At 58.7% G+C, this 14,028-nt stretch carries 13 protein-coding genes and 1 tRNA gene; 10 read left to right on the top strand and 4 right to left on the bottom strand.

What is annotated here, in order from left to right; genetic code table 11:
• Positions 1-9: 9 nt before the first annotated feature.
• On the bottom strand, positions 10-468 hold the full coding sequence (locus ACIY1O_RS02610; protein ID WP_397473515.1) for a VOC family protein: 459 nt from the start codon (positions 466-468) through the stop codon (positions 10-12).
• Positions 469-631: 163 nt separating this feature from the next.
• On the opposite strand from ACIY1O_RS02610, the gene trhO reads away from it, so the two are divergent.
• Genes trhO through ACIY1O_RS02595 form a run of 3 tightly spaced genes read left to right on the top strand, consistent with a single transcriptional unit; the run spans position 632 to position 3,440 of the window.
• Positions 632-1,600, top strand: coding sequence for an oxygen-dependent tRNA uridine(34) hydroxylase TrhO (gene trhO / locus ACIY1O_RS02605; protein WP_397473514.1), 969 nt, complete (start codon positions 632-634; stop codon positions 1,598-1,600).
• A gap of 52 nt (positions 1,601-1,652) precedes the next feature.
• Complete coding sequence (locus ACIY1O_RS02600) at positions 1,653-2,615, top strand: NAD(P)H-dependent flavin oxidoreductase (protein ID WP_397473513.1); 963 nt, start codon at positions 1,653-1,655, stop codon at positions 2,613-2,615.
• 6 nt (positions 2,616-2,621) lie between these two features.
• Positions 2,622-3,440, top strand: a complete 819-nt coding sequence (locus tag ACIY1O_RS02595) for a glutathione S-transferase (RefSeq protein WP_397473512.1) — start codon at positions 2,622-2,624, stop codon at positions 3,438-3,440.
• Positions 3,441-3,572: 132 nt separating this feature from the next.
• Here ACIY1O_RS02595 and fabI read toward each other — a convergent pair whose 3' ends face one another.
• From fabI to gloB, 3 genes are read right to left on the bottom strand one after another with little or no spacing between them, the layout of a single operon-like run.
• Positions 3,573-4,355: an enoyl-ACP reductase FabI gene (fabI, locus tag ACIY1O_RS02590; protein WP_397473511.1), complete on the bottom strand. Its 783-nt coding sequence runs from the start codon at positions 4,353-4,355 to the stop codon at positions 3,573-3,575.
• A 30-nt stretch (positions 4,356-4,385) separates the two neighbouring features.
• Positions 4,386-5,774, bottom strand: a complete 1,389-nt coding sequence (locus tag ACIY1O_RS02585; RefSeq protein WP_397473510.1) for a transglycosylase SLT domain-containing protein — start codon at positions 5,772-5,774, stop codon at positions 4,386-4,388.
• 6 nt (positions 5,775-5,780) lie between these two features.
• Complete coding sequence (gene gloB, locus ACIY1O_RS02580) at positions 5,781-6,575, bottom strand: hydroxyacylglutathione hydrolase (protein ID WP_397473509.1); 795 nt, start codon at positions 6,573-6,575, stop codon at positions 5,781-5,783.
• A 31-nt stretch (positions 6,576-6,606) separates the two neighbouring features.
• Between gloB and ACIY1O_RS02575 the strand changes: the two genes are divergently transcribed.
• The 7 genes from ACIY1O_RS02575 (at position 6,607) to ACIY1O_RS02545 (ending at position 14,001) form a co-directional block, all read left to right on the top strand.
• Complete coding sequence (locus ACIY1O_RS02575; protein WP_397473508.1) at positions 6,607-7,410, top strand: class I SAM-dependent methyltransferase; 804 nt, start codon at positions 6,607-6,609, stop codon at positions 7,408-7,410.
• Positions 7,403-7,870 carry a ribonuclease HI gene (rnhA, locus tag ACIY1O_RS02570; protein WP_397473507.1) on the top strand — a complete coding sequence of 156 codons (468 nt, stop codon included), beginning with the start codon at positions 7,403-7,405 and terminating at the stop codon, positions 7,868-7,870. The genes ACIY1O_RS02575 and rnhA overlap by 8 nt, the downstream gene beginning before the upstream one ends.
• Positions 7,871-7,953: 83 nt before the next feature.
• Entirely contained in the window at positions 7,954-9,060 is a 1,107-nt protein-coding gene (locus ACIY1O_RS02565; protein ID WP_397473506.1) for an efflux RND transporter periplasmic adaptor subunit, read from the top strand.
• A gap of 7 nt (positions 9,061-9,067) precedes the next feature.
• Positions 9,068-12,097, top strand: coding sequence for an efflux RND transporter permease subunit (locus ACIY1O_RS02560; RefSeq protein WP_397473505.1), 3,030 nt, complete (start codon positions 9,068-9,070; stop codon positions 12,095-12,097).
• 244 nt (positions 12,098-12,341) lie between these two features.
• Complete coding sequence (dnaQ, locus tag ACIY1O_RS02555; protein ID WP_397473504.1) at positions 12,342-13,067, top strand: DNA polymerase III subunit epsilon; 726 nt, start codon at positions 12,342-12,344, stop codon at positions 13,065-13,067.
• Positions 13,068-13,113: 46 nt separating this feature from the next.
• A tRNA-Val gene (locus ACIY1O_RS02550) sits at positions 13,114-13,188 on the top strand.
• A gap of 315 nt (positions 13,189-13,503) precedes the next feature.
• On the top strand, positions 13,504-14,001 hold the full coding sequence (locus ACIY1O_RS02545; RefSeq protein WP_397473503.1) for a DUF2971 domain-containing protein: 498 nt from the start codon (positions 13,504-13,506) through the stop codon (positions 13,999-14,001).
• Positions 14,002-14,028: the final 27 nt, after the last annotated feature.

The raw sequence follows: 14,028 nt of genomic DNA, 5'->3' as shown, positions 1-14,028 counted from the left end.
GAAGGCCTTTTACGATTGAGCGGATTGACGCGCCGGCCCTTCAGAGGCGGGGTAGTTGAGCTCGATGGTAATGCCGCTGGGATCTTCCAAAAACAGTTGCAAAAGGCTTAGCGAAGGAACATCTCGTTCACGCCAAGGCAGGCCGTGTTGTTCAAGCCGTGCCCGCATGTCGGAGACATCGGTTGCCAGGAATGCCATGTGGTCGACGGCGCCGCCGCCTTTCATGGAGTCGATGTCTCGGTCACCCAGGTATTTGCGCAACCCTTCCGGGTTGTCGGGGTCGATGCCGATCAGGTGGACGACGCCATTCGATGTGGGGTAGGGCTCTTCGTTATAAAGCCAATGCCCGGGAAAATCGAATGGCGGGCGAAACCCCGCTTTGAAGCCCATGATATCGGTGTAGAACCGCAAGGATGCATCCAGATCCAGAGTGCGGACCGAATAATGGTCGAGGCGCTTGATTGTCATGGCAGGTCTCCAGCGGTACGCATGAATGTGTCGCGCAACTCTTATTTATCAATTGGTAAATAAGAGTTTACCACCATTAACGTCGGGGCTCAAAACCGTTGGGTGGATACAGCCGGAGCAGGGGGTAAAATGGCTTTTTCGCCCGGACCCTAACTTCAGCATCATGTCCCAGTTTCTCGTTGCGGCGCTGTACCGATTCGTGCAGCTAGCCGACTATCGCGCTTTGCGCGACCCCCTTTTTGATTATTGCCGGGCACACGACGTGTGCGGAACCTTGTTGTTGGCCGAAGAAGGCATCAATGGCACCATTGCGGGGCCCGAGGCAGGTGTGCGGGCGGTGTTGCAATATCTGCGTGACGATCCCCGCCTGGCATTGCTTGAGCATAAAGAGTCATGGGCCGACAGCCAGCCGTTCTACCGGCTTAAAGTCAAACTCAAGCGCGAGATCGTCACCATGGGGGTGCCGAACGTGCACGCGCAGACCATGGCCGGCGCCTACGTGCGGCCAGAGCAATGGAATGATCTGGTCGCCGACCCCGATGTCGTCGTCATTGACGTGCGCAACGATTACGAGGTTGCCATCGGCTCCTTCGAAGGCGCCGTCAATCCGCAGACACGCAGCTTTACCGAATTCCCTGAATGGGTAGAGCAGCAATCAAGCGAGGGCGGGCTGCTTGATCCGAAAAAGAAACCTCGGGTCGCCATGTTTTGCACCGGTGGCATACGCTGCGAAAAATCGACAGCCTATTTGCGTTCCCGGGGGTACGACGAGGTCTATCATCTTGAAGGCGGCATTCTTAAATATCTTGAAACCGTACCGCAGGATGAAAGCCGGTGGGACGGCGAATGCTTTGTCTTTGACGAGCGTGTTTCGGTCGATCACGGACTGGCGCCGGGGCAGTACGAATTGTGCCGCGCATGCCGCCTGCCGCTGTCCGAGCAGGACAAGGCCGCGCCTCAGTATGTAGAAGGCATCAGTTGCCCTCATTGTCACGGCACGCATACGCCCGAACAGATGCGACGCTTCCGTGAAAGACAGAAACAGGTCGAGCTGGCACGCAAACGCAAGACCCGGCACATCGGGGCGGCGATGCCGGCCAAGCCGATACTCGAGCGCGAAACCGACGACTAAGCGCAGTTGAATTCATCGCGCAAACCGATCAACCTTAATTCAGGAGGCCGTCATGATCACAACGCCGTTTTCCCAATCTTTCGATCTGCGCCATCCCATTGTGCTGGGCCCCATGGGGGGCGTGGCGGGCGGGCGGCTGGCCGCGGCGGTTTCCAATGCGGGTGGACTCGGCATGTTGGGTGGCGGCTATGGTGATCTTGACTGGCTCAAGACCGAACTGGCGCTGGTCAGGGAGCTTTCCACGCGGCCCTGGGGGGCCGGCTTCATTACATGGAATATTTCCGAAGCGGCGCTGGAACTGGTCCTCGAGGCGCGGCCTTCGGTGATGATGCTGTCGTTCGGGGATCCGGGCAAGTACGCCGCCACCATCAAGAACGCCGGATGCAAGCTGATCTGCCAGGTTCAGGACGTGGCGGGCGCCCAGTTGGCCCGCCAGGCCGGGGCCGATGTGATCGTGGCCCAAGGTACTGAGGGCGGCGGCCATGGCGGCGCGCGCGCCACCATGGCCTTGTTGCCGGCGGTGCTCGACGTGGCATCCGGCATTCCCGTGCTGGCCGCCGGCGGCATCGCAGATGGCCGGGGTGTGGCCGCTGCGCTTGTAATGGGCGCGCAGGGGGTACTGATGGGAACACGTTTTTACGCAACCCGTGAAGCTCTCGGCCATGAGCAGGCCAAGCAAAAGCTGGTGCAGGGCCGGGGCGACGATACGCGCCGCACTCGTGTCTTCGACATTGTGCGTGGCTACGATTGGCCTGAGGGTTACACCGGGCGTGCGTTGCGCAACCCCTTCATGCAGCGATGGGAAGGCCGCGAGGGTGAACTGGCCGACAAAGTGTCCACCGAAGGCCCGGCGTTCTGGGCGGCCGCAGCCGACGCCGACTACGACGTGGCCATGGTGTGGGCGGGCGAGGCGGTCGACCTTATCGACTCGGTGCCTTCGGCGGCTGAAGTAATTGAGAGCATCAGTGCCCAGGCCGAGCAGCGGTTGCGATCCGCCTCGGGCCTGCTAGTATAGAAGTACGTGTCTACTTCATCTGAACTTCCCATACTTTATTCCTTTCGCCGTTGTCCCTATGCGATGCGCGCGCGGTTGGCCTTGGCGGTAAGCGGCCGGCGCTGCGAATTGCGAGAGGTGGTTCTGCGAAACAAGCCCCAGGCATTGCTGCAGGCATCGCCCAAGGCAACGGTGCCGGTGTTGGTGTTGCCCGATGGCGTAGTCGTGGAGCAAAGCCTGGATATCATGCTGTGGGCCTTGCGCATGCACGACCCAGAGGGGTGGCTCGCGCCCGAAGAGGGCAGCCTTGCGGAAATGCTCTGCTTGATCCAAGAATGCGATGAGCGCTTCAAGCCCAAATTGGACCGCTACAAATACCCGGGGCGGTTCGTGGCTGAGTTCGTCCAGCAGCGCGTTACATCAAGTATGACCCCGGTCGCCCTTGATAAGACCCAGGCATCGTTCCATCCGTCTACGGAAGCCGCCCCCGATGACGCCCAAGAACCCCGCCATCCGTCTAAGGAAGTCGCACCCATAGTTGACGAAGCTGCGTTGTCGGCATGGGCGGTTACGCAGCGGGATGCCGGCGGAGCATGGCTGGCTTCGCTTGAAGCCAGGCTCGCAAAAAGCGCCTGGCTGTTTGGCCCGCGTCGCGCGCTGGCCGATATGGCCATTGCACCGTTTGTGCGCCAGTATGCGCATGTCGACAAAGAGTGGTTCGACGCCCAGCCATGGCCAGGCCTTCAGGCCTGGCTAAGCACATGGATGGAATCCCAGCTGTTTGCCGCTGTCATGACCAAATATCGGCCCTGGGCCCCGGATACGACGGGCGAACTGTTTCCCTAGCTGTGCCGGCTATGGCGGGCCCACGCTCGTGCAGCCGCGCATTCCTGCAGCCAGGCGTATCTTCTGCCACGCGTTCATGTTCACCCGCTGCAACTCATCGCGGCGCCCAAGACAGAGGCGCCGCAGCAGCGATTACTCCATGCCCGGGATGACAGTGGAGAAGCCGGCATCCACGTGGGTGATCTCACCTGTGACACCGGCGGCCAGATCAGATAACAAGAAGGCAGCGACGTTGCCGACGTCTTCGATGGTGACGTTGCGGCGCAGCGGCGCATGCGATTCGACGAATTTGAGGATGGAGCCGAAATCCTTGATGCCGCTGGCTGCAAGCGTCTTGATCGGCCCGGCGGAAATGCCGTTGGCCCGAATGCCCATCGGGCCAAGCGCAGCCGCCAGATAGCGCACCGAGGCTTCGAGCGAGGCTTTGGCCAGGCCCATGGTGTTGTAGTTGGGTACGACTTTTTCGGCGCCCAGGTAGGTTAGGGTAAGCACTGAGCTGTTGCGATCCTTGAGCAGCGGCAGCGCGGCCTTGGCCAGGGCGGGGAAGCTATAGGCGGATATATCGTGCGCGACGCGGAACCCTTCCCGCGACAGGCCTTCAAGGAAATCACCGGCGATGGCTTCGCGCGGCGCAAAGCCGATCGAGTGCACAAGGCCGTCGAGGCCGCTCCATTGGTTGCCAAGTTGTTCGATGGCGGCGTCGATGGATGCATCTTCAGCCACGTCGCAAGAAAGCACGATCTTGCTGTCCAATTGGGTGGCAAAGCCTTCAACACGCTCTTTGAAGCGTTCGCCAACATAGGTAAACGCCAGCTCGGCTCCTTGGCGGCGGCAGGCCTGGGCGATGCCGTAGGCGATGGAGCGATTGGACAATACGCCTGTAACCAGGATGCGCTTGCCTTTTAAAAAACCCATGTTGTTGGTCCTGTTGTATGTGGATATAGGCTAGCCGTGAACATTTGTGCCCGGGATGCGAAGCCGCTTGCCTCGGGACAGATTGTTGTTGGGCAGGTTGTTTAGCTTGCGCAAGGCATCCACCGAAGTGTTGTAGCGCTTGGCCAGCGCAAACAGCGTGTCGCCCTTGCGGACAGTGTGTGTGCGAACGTTGGCGCCGGCGCTGCGCACGACGACCACGTCGCGCTTGCCGCTTGCCGCAGTTGTACCAGGCCGGGTCGGGGCGCTTGTGCCGGCCGGAACTTCAAGCGAGGCCAACTGGATGCCACCGCCGGTGGGGGGGCTTTCGGGTACGACCAGTGTTTGGGCCACGGCGCGCGTGCTTTTCTTGCTTAACCCGTTCAACGTGCGCAGTTCGTCGAGCGGCAGGCCGAATTTCTTGGCAATTGCTGCATAAGATTCGCCCTTGCTGGCCTGATAGGTTGTCCAGCTGCCGAGCTTGTCTTTATAGGCTTCGAGGTTTGCGTTGAAGATATCGACGCGGTCTGTAGGCAGCAGCAGCGTTGGCTTATGCTCGGCAAGGAAGATGGGTCGATTGAACGAGGCGTTGAGGGCCTTGAATTCGTCGAGCGGCATCTCGGCAAGCTGGGCTGCTGTCGCCAGATCAAGCGACGGCGGTTCAATGACCGTGGTGAAATAGGGCTCGTTATGGACTTTTGGCAGAGTGAGTCCGTATTTTTCGGGGTCGGCGATGATGTTCTTGATTGCCTGCAGCTTGGGCACGTAATTTCGCGTTTCACCCGGCATGGCAAGCGCCACGTAATCGGTGCGCAGCCCTTGACCCGCATTGCGCTCGATGGCCCGCTTGACCGCGCCTTCGCCCCAGTTGTACGAGGCCAGCGCCAAGTACCAATCGCCTTGGAAATCGTACAAATACGTTAGATATTCGAGGGCGGCGTTGGTAGAGGCGATGGGGTCGCGACGCAAATCGCGCCACGTATCCTGCTTGAGGTTGTAATGCAGCCCGGTGCTGGGAATGAACTGCCACAGGCCCGATGCCTTGGCGCGCGAATAGGCGGTGGGGTTGTAGGCGCTTTCGACAAAAGGCAGCAGGGCCAGTTCAGACGGCAAACCCCGGTCTTCAAGTTGCTCGATGATGTAGTACAGATATTTGCTTGCACGCTCGCTCATGCGATAGACCGACTGGGGATGAGAGGCGTAATAGGCTGTCCATTCGTCGACCAGGTCGGACTGCAGGTTGGGAATGGCGAAGCCGCGGCGGATGCGGTCCCACATGTCGCGCGGAGGGTGGGTCAGGTCGACGGTGCGCGAGGTGTCGGCGGCACGGTACGAGGTTTTGACAGGGGTATGGTTGGAATTGCTTGCGCAACCGGCCAGGGCGGCTACAAAGAGCAGGATGAGAAGTCGCAGGCAGTTCATGGTTTGTTATTGAAAATTGTTTTTCCATTCGCGTAGACAGGCAAAAACGGCAACAGCCGAATCAAGCGGCGCCTTGGCGTGGGCTCGGGCTGCTGCGGCGACTTCTTCTTGCAACGGACGCAGGAATGGGTTGGTTTCCAGCTCGTCGCCGATGGTCGATGGCACGGTCGGCAAGCCTTGCTCGCGAAGCTTTTGTGCCGTTTTCCAACGTTGTTGCAATGCCGGATTGTCGGGTTCGACCTGCAGGGCCCAGCGAAGGTTCGACAGCGTGTACTCGTGAGCACAGCACACCAGGGTTTCCAGCGGCAGTTCCTTGAGCTTGCTTAGCGAATTCCACATTTGGCCCGGTGTGCCTTCGAAGAGTCGTCCGCATCCGGCGGCAAATAGTGTATCACCGCAAAATACCAGGGGGGTTTCTTCGTCCATGTAGCCGAAATAGGCAATATGGCCGGCAGTATGGCCGGGAACATCAAGCACCGAAAGCCGCAAACCCACGCTTTCTATGAAAACCTCGTCGTCTTCCTTTAGCCGTACGTCGCAGGCAGGTAGGGTTTCGCCTAACGGACCGTAGACGGGGGCGCCGGTGAGTTCCTTAAGAGCGACAACACCGCCGACGTGATCAGGGTGGTGGTGTGTAAGTAGAATAGCGTCCAGATTTAACTGGTATTCTTTTAGAAACGCCTCGACCGGCTCGGATTGGCCCGGGTCGACAACCACGGCGCGACCATTACGGCTAAGCACCCAGATATAGTTGTCGCTAAACGCCGGTACGGGTGTCAATAGGCTGGTATTGTGTGCCATCGTTGTTTCCACCTAAATGCAAGGAGCTCATGTGTCTGTTTCTTCGGGCCAGCCCCTGGCTGTCGAGCTAGCGCAATGGCTGGCTACGCCGGTCGGCCAATACGTGCAAAGCTGGGAACAGAAAAAAATCGATGGCATGGTTGCCAACGTGTTTGGCTACCATGCCATGCAAATCGGCCAGCCCCAATGGGATTTACTGCAAGCCAATCGGATTCCGAACAAAGATCGTACGCACTCGTGCTGGGATGAAGCGCAGCAGCACGAGCTTAAAGTTGCGTTATATGCCGAACCCGAATACCTGCCTTTGGAAAGCCAGAGCATCGACCTACTGATATTACCCCATGTGCTTGAGTGTTCCAATAGTCCGCACCAGGTGTTGCGCGAGGCCGAGCGGGTATTGGTGCCCGAGGGCCGGGTGGTAATTTCGGGGTTCAATCCATGGAGCCTCTGGGGCGCGCACGAGCGTGTGCCCGGCCTGGATCCCATCGTACCGGTTCCGGCGCACATGCAGGTATCGTTGGGTCGTCTCAAAGACTGGTTCAAATTGCTTACCTTCGAGGCAGATCGTGGACATTTCGGTTGCTATGCGCCGCCCTGCGTCAGCGCCAAATGGCTCGACCGCTGGTCTTTCATGGAGTCTGCCGGGGATCGATGGTGGCCCGTCTGCGGCGCGGTCTACGTGGTGTCGGCGGTCAAACGGGTGGCGGGGGTACGCCTCATCGGGCCCGCCTGGAAAGACAAGAAACAGCGCGTTCGTCGCGCAGCGGTCGTTGCCGGCCGCCATTCCGGCGCCATGAGGGCGCGCGACATATTGAATCAATGCAATCATGAGTAGTAATCCTGTTGAAATCTGGACCGACGGCGCCTGCAAGGGAAACCCTGGCTGGGGCGGCTGGGGCGCCTTGTTGCGCCAGGGCCGCCACGAGAAAAAGCTGTACGGCGGCGAACCTGACACCACTAATAACCGCATGGAGCTCCTGGCCGTGATCGAGGCACTGAAGGCTTTGAAGCGGCCTTGCGAAGTCGTTGTGCACACAGATTCCCAATATGTGCAAAAAGGCATGACGCAATGGATAAGCAACTGGAAACGCCGCAATTGGCGCACCGCCGACAAGAAGCCGGTAAAAAATGCAGACCTTTGGCAAGAGCTTGACGAACTTGTCAGCCGGCACGAGGTCACATGGAAGTGGGTTCGCGGACATGCGGGCGATGTGGGCAATGAGGCTGCAGATCAGTTGGCCAATCTGGGAGTCGAGCACGCGCGCTCGCTGGTTTCGACTGCAAACACCGGATAAAAGGCGTTGTTACCTATTTTTTGGCCGCGAGCCGGGACGACTGCGCTACTATCTGCGACGGTAGGATACAGACTGTTATTTCCATGAAAACAAACATATTGGGTTGGATCGTCGCACTGGGCGCGGGCGCGGTGATAGGCGTAGTGGGAGCTGGATGGTGGGCCGATAAACAGCCGGCCGCTGCTCTGGGCAACGCCGGCGCGGCCCAACCGGGCCAAGCTGCCGCAGCGCCGTCGGGCACTCGAGTCGAGGTTGCGCCCGCAGTGCTCGAGTCCATGCCACGCAGCGTCTCGGCCGTGGGCACCTTGCGCTCACGCGATTCCGTGGTGCTGCGCTCTGAGATCACCGGCCGCATCATCGAGATCAATATCGAAGAAGGCGGCAAGGTCGAACAGGGCCAAGTGGTACTGCGTCTTGATGACAGCGTGGCCAAAGCCCAATTGCAACAGGCTGAAGCCAGCCTGGCTCTGGCCGCCAGCCAAGACAGGCGAGCCGGCGAACTGACGCGTCAGGGCTTCATCAGCAAGCAAGCGCGCGACGAAGCCGCCAGCCAGTTGCAGGTGCAGCGCGCCGCAGTTGCCCTGGCCAAGGCCCAGCTTCAAAAAAACACCATTGTCGCCCCCTTCGACGGCCTGATCGGATTGCGCAACGTATCAGTGGGCGATTACGTGGGCCCCGGCGACACCTTGGTGCCGATCGAATCCGTCGACCCCCTGCAGGTCGATTTCCGCATTCCCGAACAGTATCTGCCGCTGGTCCATCCCGGCCTCAAATTGCTTTTGTCCTTCGATGCGCTGCCGGACATGGTGCGCGAGGGCGAGGTCAGCGCCATCAACCCTTCCATCGATGTGGGCGGGCGTTCCATTCTGTTGCGCGCTAATGTGGGCAACGCCGACGACACCTTGCGGCCAGGCGTGTTTGCACGTGTCGAACTTAGGTTCGCCGACGACCGGGTGCTGACCGTTCCTGAAACCGCCTTGGTGCCCTCGGGAGAAGACCGCTTCGTGTTTCGCGTGGTCAACGGTAGTGTCGAGCGCGTTACCGTCAGGATAGGCCAGCGCAGGTCCGGCCGTATCGAAATCACCTCGGGCCTGAATGAAGGCGACGAGGTGGTCGTGGCGGGCCTGCAAAAAATCTCCGACGGAGCTGCCGTAGTCGTTGACAGACCCGCGGCACCGGCCCAGCCATGAGGCAGCCATGATTCTGTCCGATGTTTGCATCAAGCGGCCTGTTTTCGCCACGGTGTTGTCGCTGGTCATTGTCTTAATCGGCCTGATCTCTTATGACCGCCTGACTGTTCGCGAATATCCGGCCATCGATGAGCCGGTGGTTTCTGTGCGCACCGATTACAAAGGGGCTTCGCCCGAGGTGATCGAGTCGCAGGTTACCAAGCCGCTTGAAGACCAGTTGGCGGGCATGGAAGGCGTCGACGTCATGACATCGCGCAGCCGGTCCGAGCGCAGCTTCATCAATATCAAGTTCAATCTCGACCGAGATCCCGACGCAGCAGCGGCCGACGTGCGCGACAAAGTGGCGCGCGCGCGGCGGTTCTTGCCGGATGAAATCGACGAGCCCATTATCAGCAAGGTCGAGGCCGACTCCAGCCCCATTATCTTCTTGGCTGTCAATGCAGGCAGCATGAATACGCTGGAAGCTTCCGACTACATTACGCGCTACGTAAAGACGCGATTGTCGGTGCTGCCCGGGGCCGCCGAGGTGCGTATTTACGGCGAGCGGTTGCCTTCGATGCGCATCTATGTCGATCGCGCCAAGCTGGCCGCTTATCGTCTAACTGTGCAAGACATCGAGGATGCCTTGCGTTCGCAGAACGTCATGATTCCCGCGGGCCGGATCGAGTCCGAAATGCGCGAGTTTTCGGTGGTGTCCACCACCGACCTGCAAACGGTGGCGCAATTCCGTGACGTTATCGTCGCCAATGTGCAGGGCTATTCGGTACGCATGCAAGACGTTGCCGATGTGCAGATCGGCCCCGCCGACGAACGCATCATCGCGCGGTTCAATGGTTCAAACGGCCTGTTGATCGGCATTACGAAGCAATCAACCGCCAATCCGCTTGATCTTTCAAAGGCCATGACTCAAGAGGTGGCCCTGATCAACCAGGGGCTGCCCGAAGGCATGAGCCTGGATATCGCATACGACAGCTCGGTATTCATTCAGGAGTCGATCAAGTCGGTGTACTTCACCATCGGCGAAGCCATCATCCTGGTGATACTGATTATTTTCTTCTTCCTGCGCAATGTGCGCGCCAGCCTCATTCCCATTGTCACTATCCCGGTTTCGTTGGTCGGCGCCTTCGGCATCATGTATTTCATGGGGTTCTCGATCAATACGCTGACCCTGCTTTCCATGGTCTTGGCCATTGGCCTGGTGGTGGACGACGCCATCGTCATGCTTGAGAATATCTATCGGCACATGGAAGAAGGCAAAACCCGACTGGAAGCGGCCTTCATTGGTTCCAAGGAAATTGGCTTCGCCATTGTCGCCATGACCCTCACCCTGGTTACGGTCTATGCGCCCCTGGCGTTCGCCACCGGTCGCACCGGCCGCCTTTTCATTGAATTTGCATTGACACTGGCGGGCGCCGTGCTGGTGTCGGGCTTTGTGGCGCTGACCCTCACACCGATGATGTGCGCAACGATATTGCGCCATCAAAGTGGACACGGCAAGGTCTATACCTTTATTGAAAATCTTCTGGTGGGCCTGACGAATCGCTATCGGCGCAGTCTCAAGCTGGCCTTGCACCATCGAGCCATCGTGCTGGTGCTGGGCCTGGTCGTAGCGCTGGGCAGCGTTGTGTTGTTCAAGACGGTCAAGAGCGAGCTTGCGCCCGTAGAAGATCGCGGCGTCATTTACGGCATCGTCACCGCCCCTGACGGCGCCACGCTCGACTACACCCTGGAAAGCATGCGGCGAATCGAAACCATGTACGCCGACATACCCGAGGCGTCGGGCAACCAGACGGTCATTGGCTTTCCAACCGTGGTCGACGGTTTCGCCATCCTTCGGCTCAAGCATTGGAACGAACGCGACAAATCTCAGCAAAGCATTGCAGACGAGCTTCGTCCCCAATTCAATGCGCTGCCCGGCGTGCGCGCCTTTCCCAGCAACCCGGCTTCGCTGGGGCAGCGGGCAACATCGAAGCCGGTCGAGTTCGTGATTCTGAGCCAGGCTTCATACCCCGAAATGGCTCGCTTAACCGATGCCTTCATGGAGCGTCTGGAGCAGTATCCGGGCTTGCAAAACCTTGAGACCGATTTGCGCCTTAACACCCCCGAACTGCAGGTGCAGGTCAATCGCGACAAGCTGGCCGATGTCGGCATCGACGTGGGCACAGTGGGGCGCACCCTGGAATCCATGTTGGGCGGGCGCCAGGTGACACGCTTTCGAGACGGCGGAGAGCAATACGACGTTATCGTCCAGGTCAAGAAAGAAGACCGTGCCGACCCCAAGGACATCTCCGACATCTATGTGCGCACCGGAGACGGCGGCATGGTGCAGCTTTCCAACTTTCTTGACGTAAGCGAAAGCGTATCGCCACAGTCGCTTAACCACTTCAACCGCCTGCGTGCCGTCAAGGTGCAAGCCGCGGTTGCGCCGGGCTATGCCCTGGGCGAAGTGCTGGAGCATATGCAGGAAGTCGCCGTCGAAATGCTGCCCGACACCGTCCAGACCGACCTGGACGGCCAGTCTCGCGAGTTTCGCGATTCTTCCGGCAATATCTATCTGGTTTTTGTGATGGCGCTGGTATTCATCTACCTTGTGCTGGCCGCACAGTTCGAAAGCTGGCGAAACCCGCTGATCATTATGTTGTCAGTGCCCCTTTCCATGACAGGAGCTTTGCTGGCCTTGTTGATATCCGGAGGGTCGCTGTCAATCTATAGCCAGATCGGCCTTATCACGCTGGTGGGGCTGATCACCAAGCACGGTATTCTTATCGTAGAGTTCGCCACCCAGCTTCGCGCCGAGGGCATGGAAAAGTTCGAGGCTGTGATGCAGGCCAGCGTACTGCGCTTGCGCCCCATCTTGATGACCACCGGCGCCATGGTGCTGGGCGTGCTGCCGCTGGCCTACGCCACCGGCGCCGGCGCAGAATCTCGCCAGCAAATCGGCTGGGTGCTGGTGGGCGGATTATTGCTGGGAACCGTACTAACCTTATACGTGGTGCCTGTTGCCTATACCCTGATCGCCGGCAAGGTACGGCGTTAAGACGCCGCCCGCCGCCTGGGAGCATATTGCGGGGCAGGCATATTGTGGGTGCGCCAAGGCAAGTTGGGCCGCGTTTATAGGGCGTGAATACAGGCGCGGCTGTGCGAGCGGGCCCGGACCGTTCTACAATCGATGGCGGGGCCGGTCTCGGACGGCCTTTGTTTTTGTTCCTAATCAGGGCCGGTACGCTTCGGTCGGCGACCAATACGCCGAAGCACAGGCCCCATATAGAAAAGCTTCTTTCATGCGCCAAATCATTCTCGATACCGAAACCACAGGCCTGGACCCCGCTCAGGGCCACCGCATCGTCGAAGTGGCCTGTGTCGAGATGGTCAATCGTAGCCTCACCGGCAACCATCTTCACCTGTACTTGAACCCCGACCGCGACAGCGACCCCGAGGCACTGGCCGTGCATGGCCTGACAACAGAGTTCTTGTCGGCCCACCCCAGGTTTCCAGAAGTTGCCCACCATATCTGCGACTTCGTACAGGGCGCTGAAATCATCATCCACAACGCACCCTTTGATTTGAAATTCCTGGATGCGGAATTGGCAAAAGTTGGGCGCCCCGCCTTCAATTCCCTGTGCGGCAAGATCACCGATTCTTTGCTCCATGCACGCGAGCTGCACCCCGGCAAGCGCAATTCGCTCGATGCCCTATGCGAGCGCTACGGAATTTCCAACGCACACCGCACCCTGCACGGCGCCTTGCTTGATTCTGAGCTGTTGGCAGAAGTGTGGCTGGCCATGACCCGCGGCCAAGACGCCCTGATCATGGACTTCGGCAGCAGAGATAATCAAAGCAGCGGCGGCGTGCAGTTGGGGCAGTTCGATGCCTCGGTATTGCAGGTATTGCCCGCCGGCGCCGACGAGCTTGCCGCGCACGAGGCTTATCTGGATGATCTGGATAAAGCCGCCAGCGAGCCCTGCGTCTGGCGGGCCGAAACGGCCGAAGTTTCCATGCTAAACTAGCGGGCTTCCCATCTTCCAAAGCTTTTCTTGAAGCTTTCGGCACTTGGGGCGGTTAGCTCAGTGGTAGAGCACTGCCTTCACACGGCAGGGGTCACTGGTTCGAACCCAGTACCGCCCACCAAAAAATCCTAGATAGATCAAATACATATGTGCTGTTAAGCATAAAGTGGCCAAATGTCGGCTTTATGCTTTATTTCCTGTTTGGCCATATTATGCTTTATTGAATGACCAGCTGGCGCGACGAATACCCACAAAAAACGGAACCTATTAGGTTCCGTTAGCATTTGATTGGCCAGCGAGCTCATCAGCACGACCAAAAGATAAGCCCACCCCCCACGAGCTCAATCCAAGCCATATCTGTGGTCGGATTACCACCGAGGCGCCCTGATCGTCCTAGCAGTGTTAATGCCGTCAGAGTAGTGCTTGGGTTGTTCATATGGGCAAGGCTGCACGAGTACTGTGTTTGACGGGGGATTTCGATAACGAGGTAATGTGGGGCACGTATGCCGATAACCACCAAGGCTACGTACTGGGTTTCACTGCTGCGTCGGTTGATAGTCCGTTTCATGAGGCGAGACCTGTGGCTTATTCAGTCGACGCTCCGATTGTGGGGTCTGGTTTAGATTTCTTGTTATATGGTGACTCGCCGGAACTTCGAAAGCGTACGGTCGAGGCCGTATGCTATACAAAGAAACAGTCATGGTCATATGAACTAGAATGGCGCCTCATTACTTGGCGTCATGGAGAGGTAGATGCCCTTTATGGTGACTACATATTCCATCCAGAAGAGTTAATGTCTGCAACTTTTGGCGTAAGAGCCAAGCACGAGCTGATTCAGTCAGTACGCACGATCGCGCAAAAACAATACCCAGACTTAGCTTTCTACCGTATGACTCATCATAATGGCGAGCTGCGTAGAGAACCTATCGCCTAGTGAATCAATTCCACGATTGGATGATTA

Source organism: Pusillimonas sp. (assembly GCF_044464525.1).
Taxonomy (GTDB): domain Bacteria; phylum Pseudomonadota; class Gammaproteobacteria; order Burkholderiales; family Burkholderiaceae_B; genus Pusillimonas.
The sequence above is the reverse complement of the archived record's forward strand: the minus strand, read 5'-3'. Positions and strand labels throughout refer to the sequence as shown.

What these genes read in the sequence shown, in the direction of transcription:
- ACIY1O_RS02610 (WP_397473515.1), bottom strand. Translation starts at nt 468, where the DNA reads ATGACAATCAAGCGCCTCGACCATTATTCGGTCCGCACTCTGGATCTG.
- trhO (WP_397473514.1), top strand. Translation starts at nt 632, where the DNA reads ATGTCCCAGTTTCTCGTTGCGGCGCTGTACCGATTCGTGCAGCTAGCC.
- ACIY1O_RS02600 (WP_397473513.1), top strand. Translation starts at nt 1,653, where the DNA reads ATGATCACAACGCCGTTTTCCCAATCTTTCGATCTGCGCCATCCCATT.
- fabI (WP_397473511.1), bottom strand. Translation starts at nt 4,355, where the DNA reads ATGGGTTTTTTAAAAGGCAAGCGCATCCTGGTTACAGGCGTATTGTCC.
- ACIY1O_RS02585 (WP_397473510.1), bottom strand. Translation starts at nt 5,774, where the DNA reads ATGAACTGCCTGCGACTTCTCATCCTGCTCTTTGTAGCCGCCCTGGCC.
- gloB (WP_397473509.1), bottom strand. Translation starts at nt 6,575, where the DNA reads ATGGCACACAATACCAGCCTATTGACACCCGTACCGGCGTTTAGCGAC.
- rnhA (WP_397473507.1), top strand. Translation starts at nt 7,403, where the DNA reads ATGAGTAGTAATCCTGTTGAAATCTGGACCGACGGCGCCTGCAAGGGA.
- ACIY1O_RS02565 (WP_397473506.1), top strand. Translation starts at nt 7,954, where the DNA reads ATGAAAACAAACATATTGGGTTGGATCGTCGCACTGGGCGCGGGCGCG.
- ACIY1O_RS02560 (WP_397473505.1), top strand. Translation starts at nt 9,068, where the DNA reads ATGATTCTGTCCGATGTTTGCATCAAGCGGCCTGTTTTCGCCACGGTG.
- dnaQ (WP_397473504.1), top strand. Translation starts at nt 12,342, where the DNA reads ATGCGCCAAATCATTCTCGATACCGAAACCACAGGCCTGGACCCCGCT.
- ACIY1O_RS02545 (WP_397473503.1), top strand. Translation starts at nt 13,504, where the DNA reads ATGGGCAAGGCTGCACGAGTACTGTGTTTGACGGGGGATTTCGATAAC.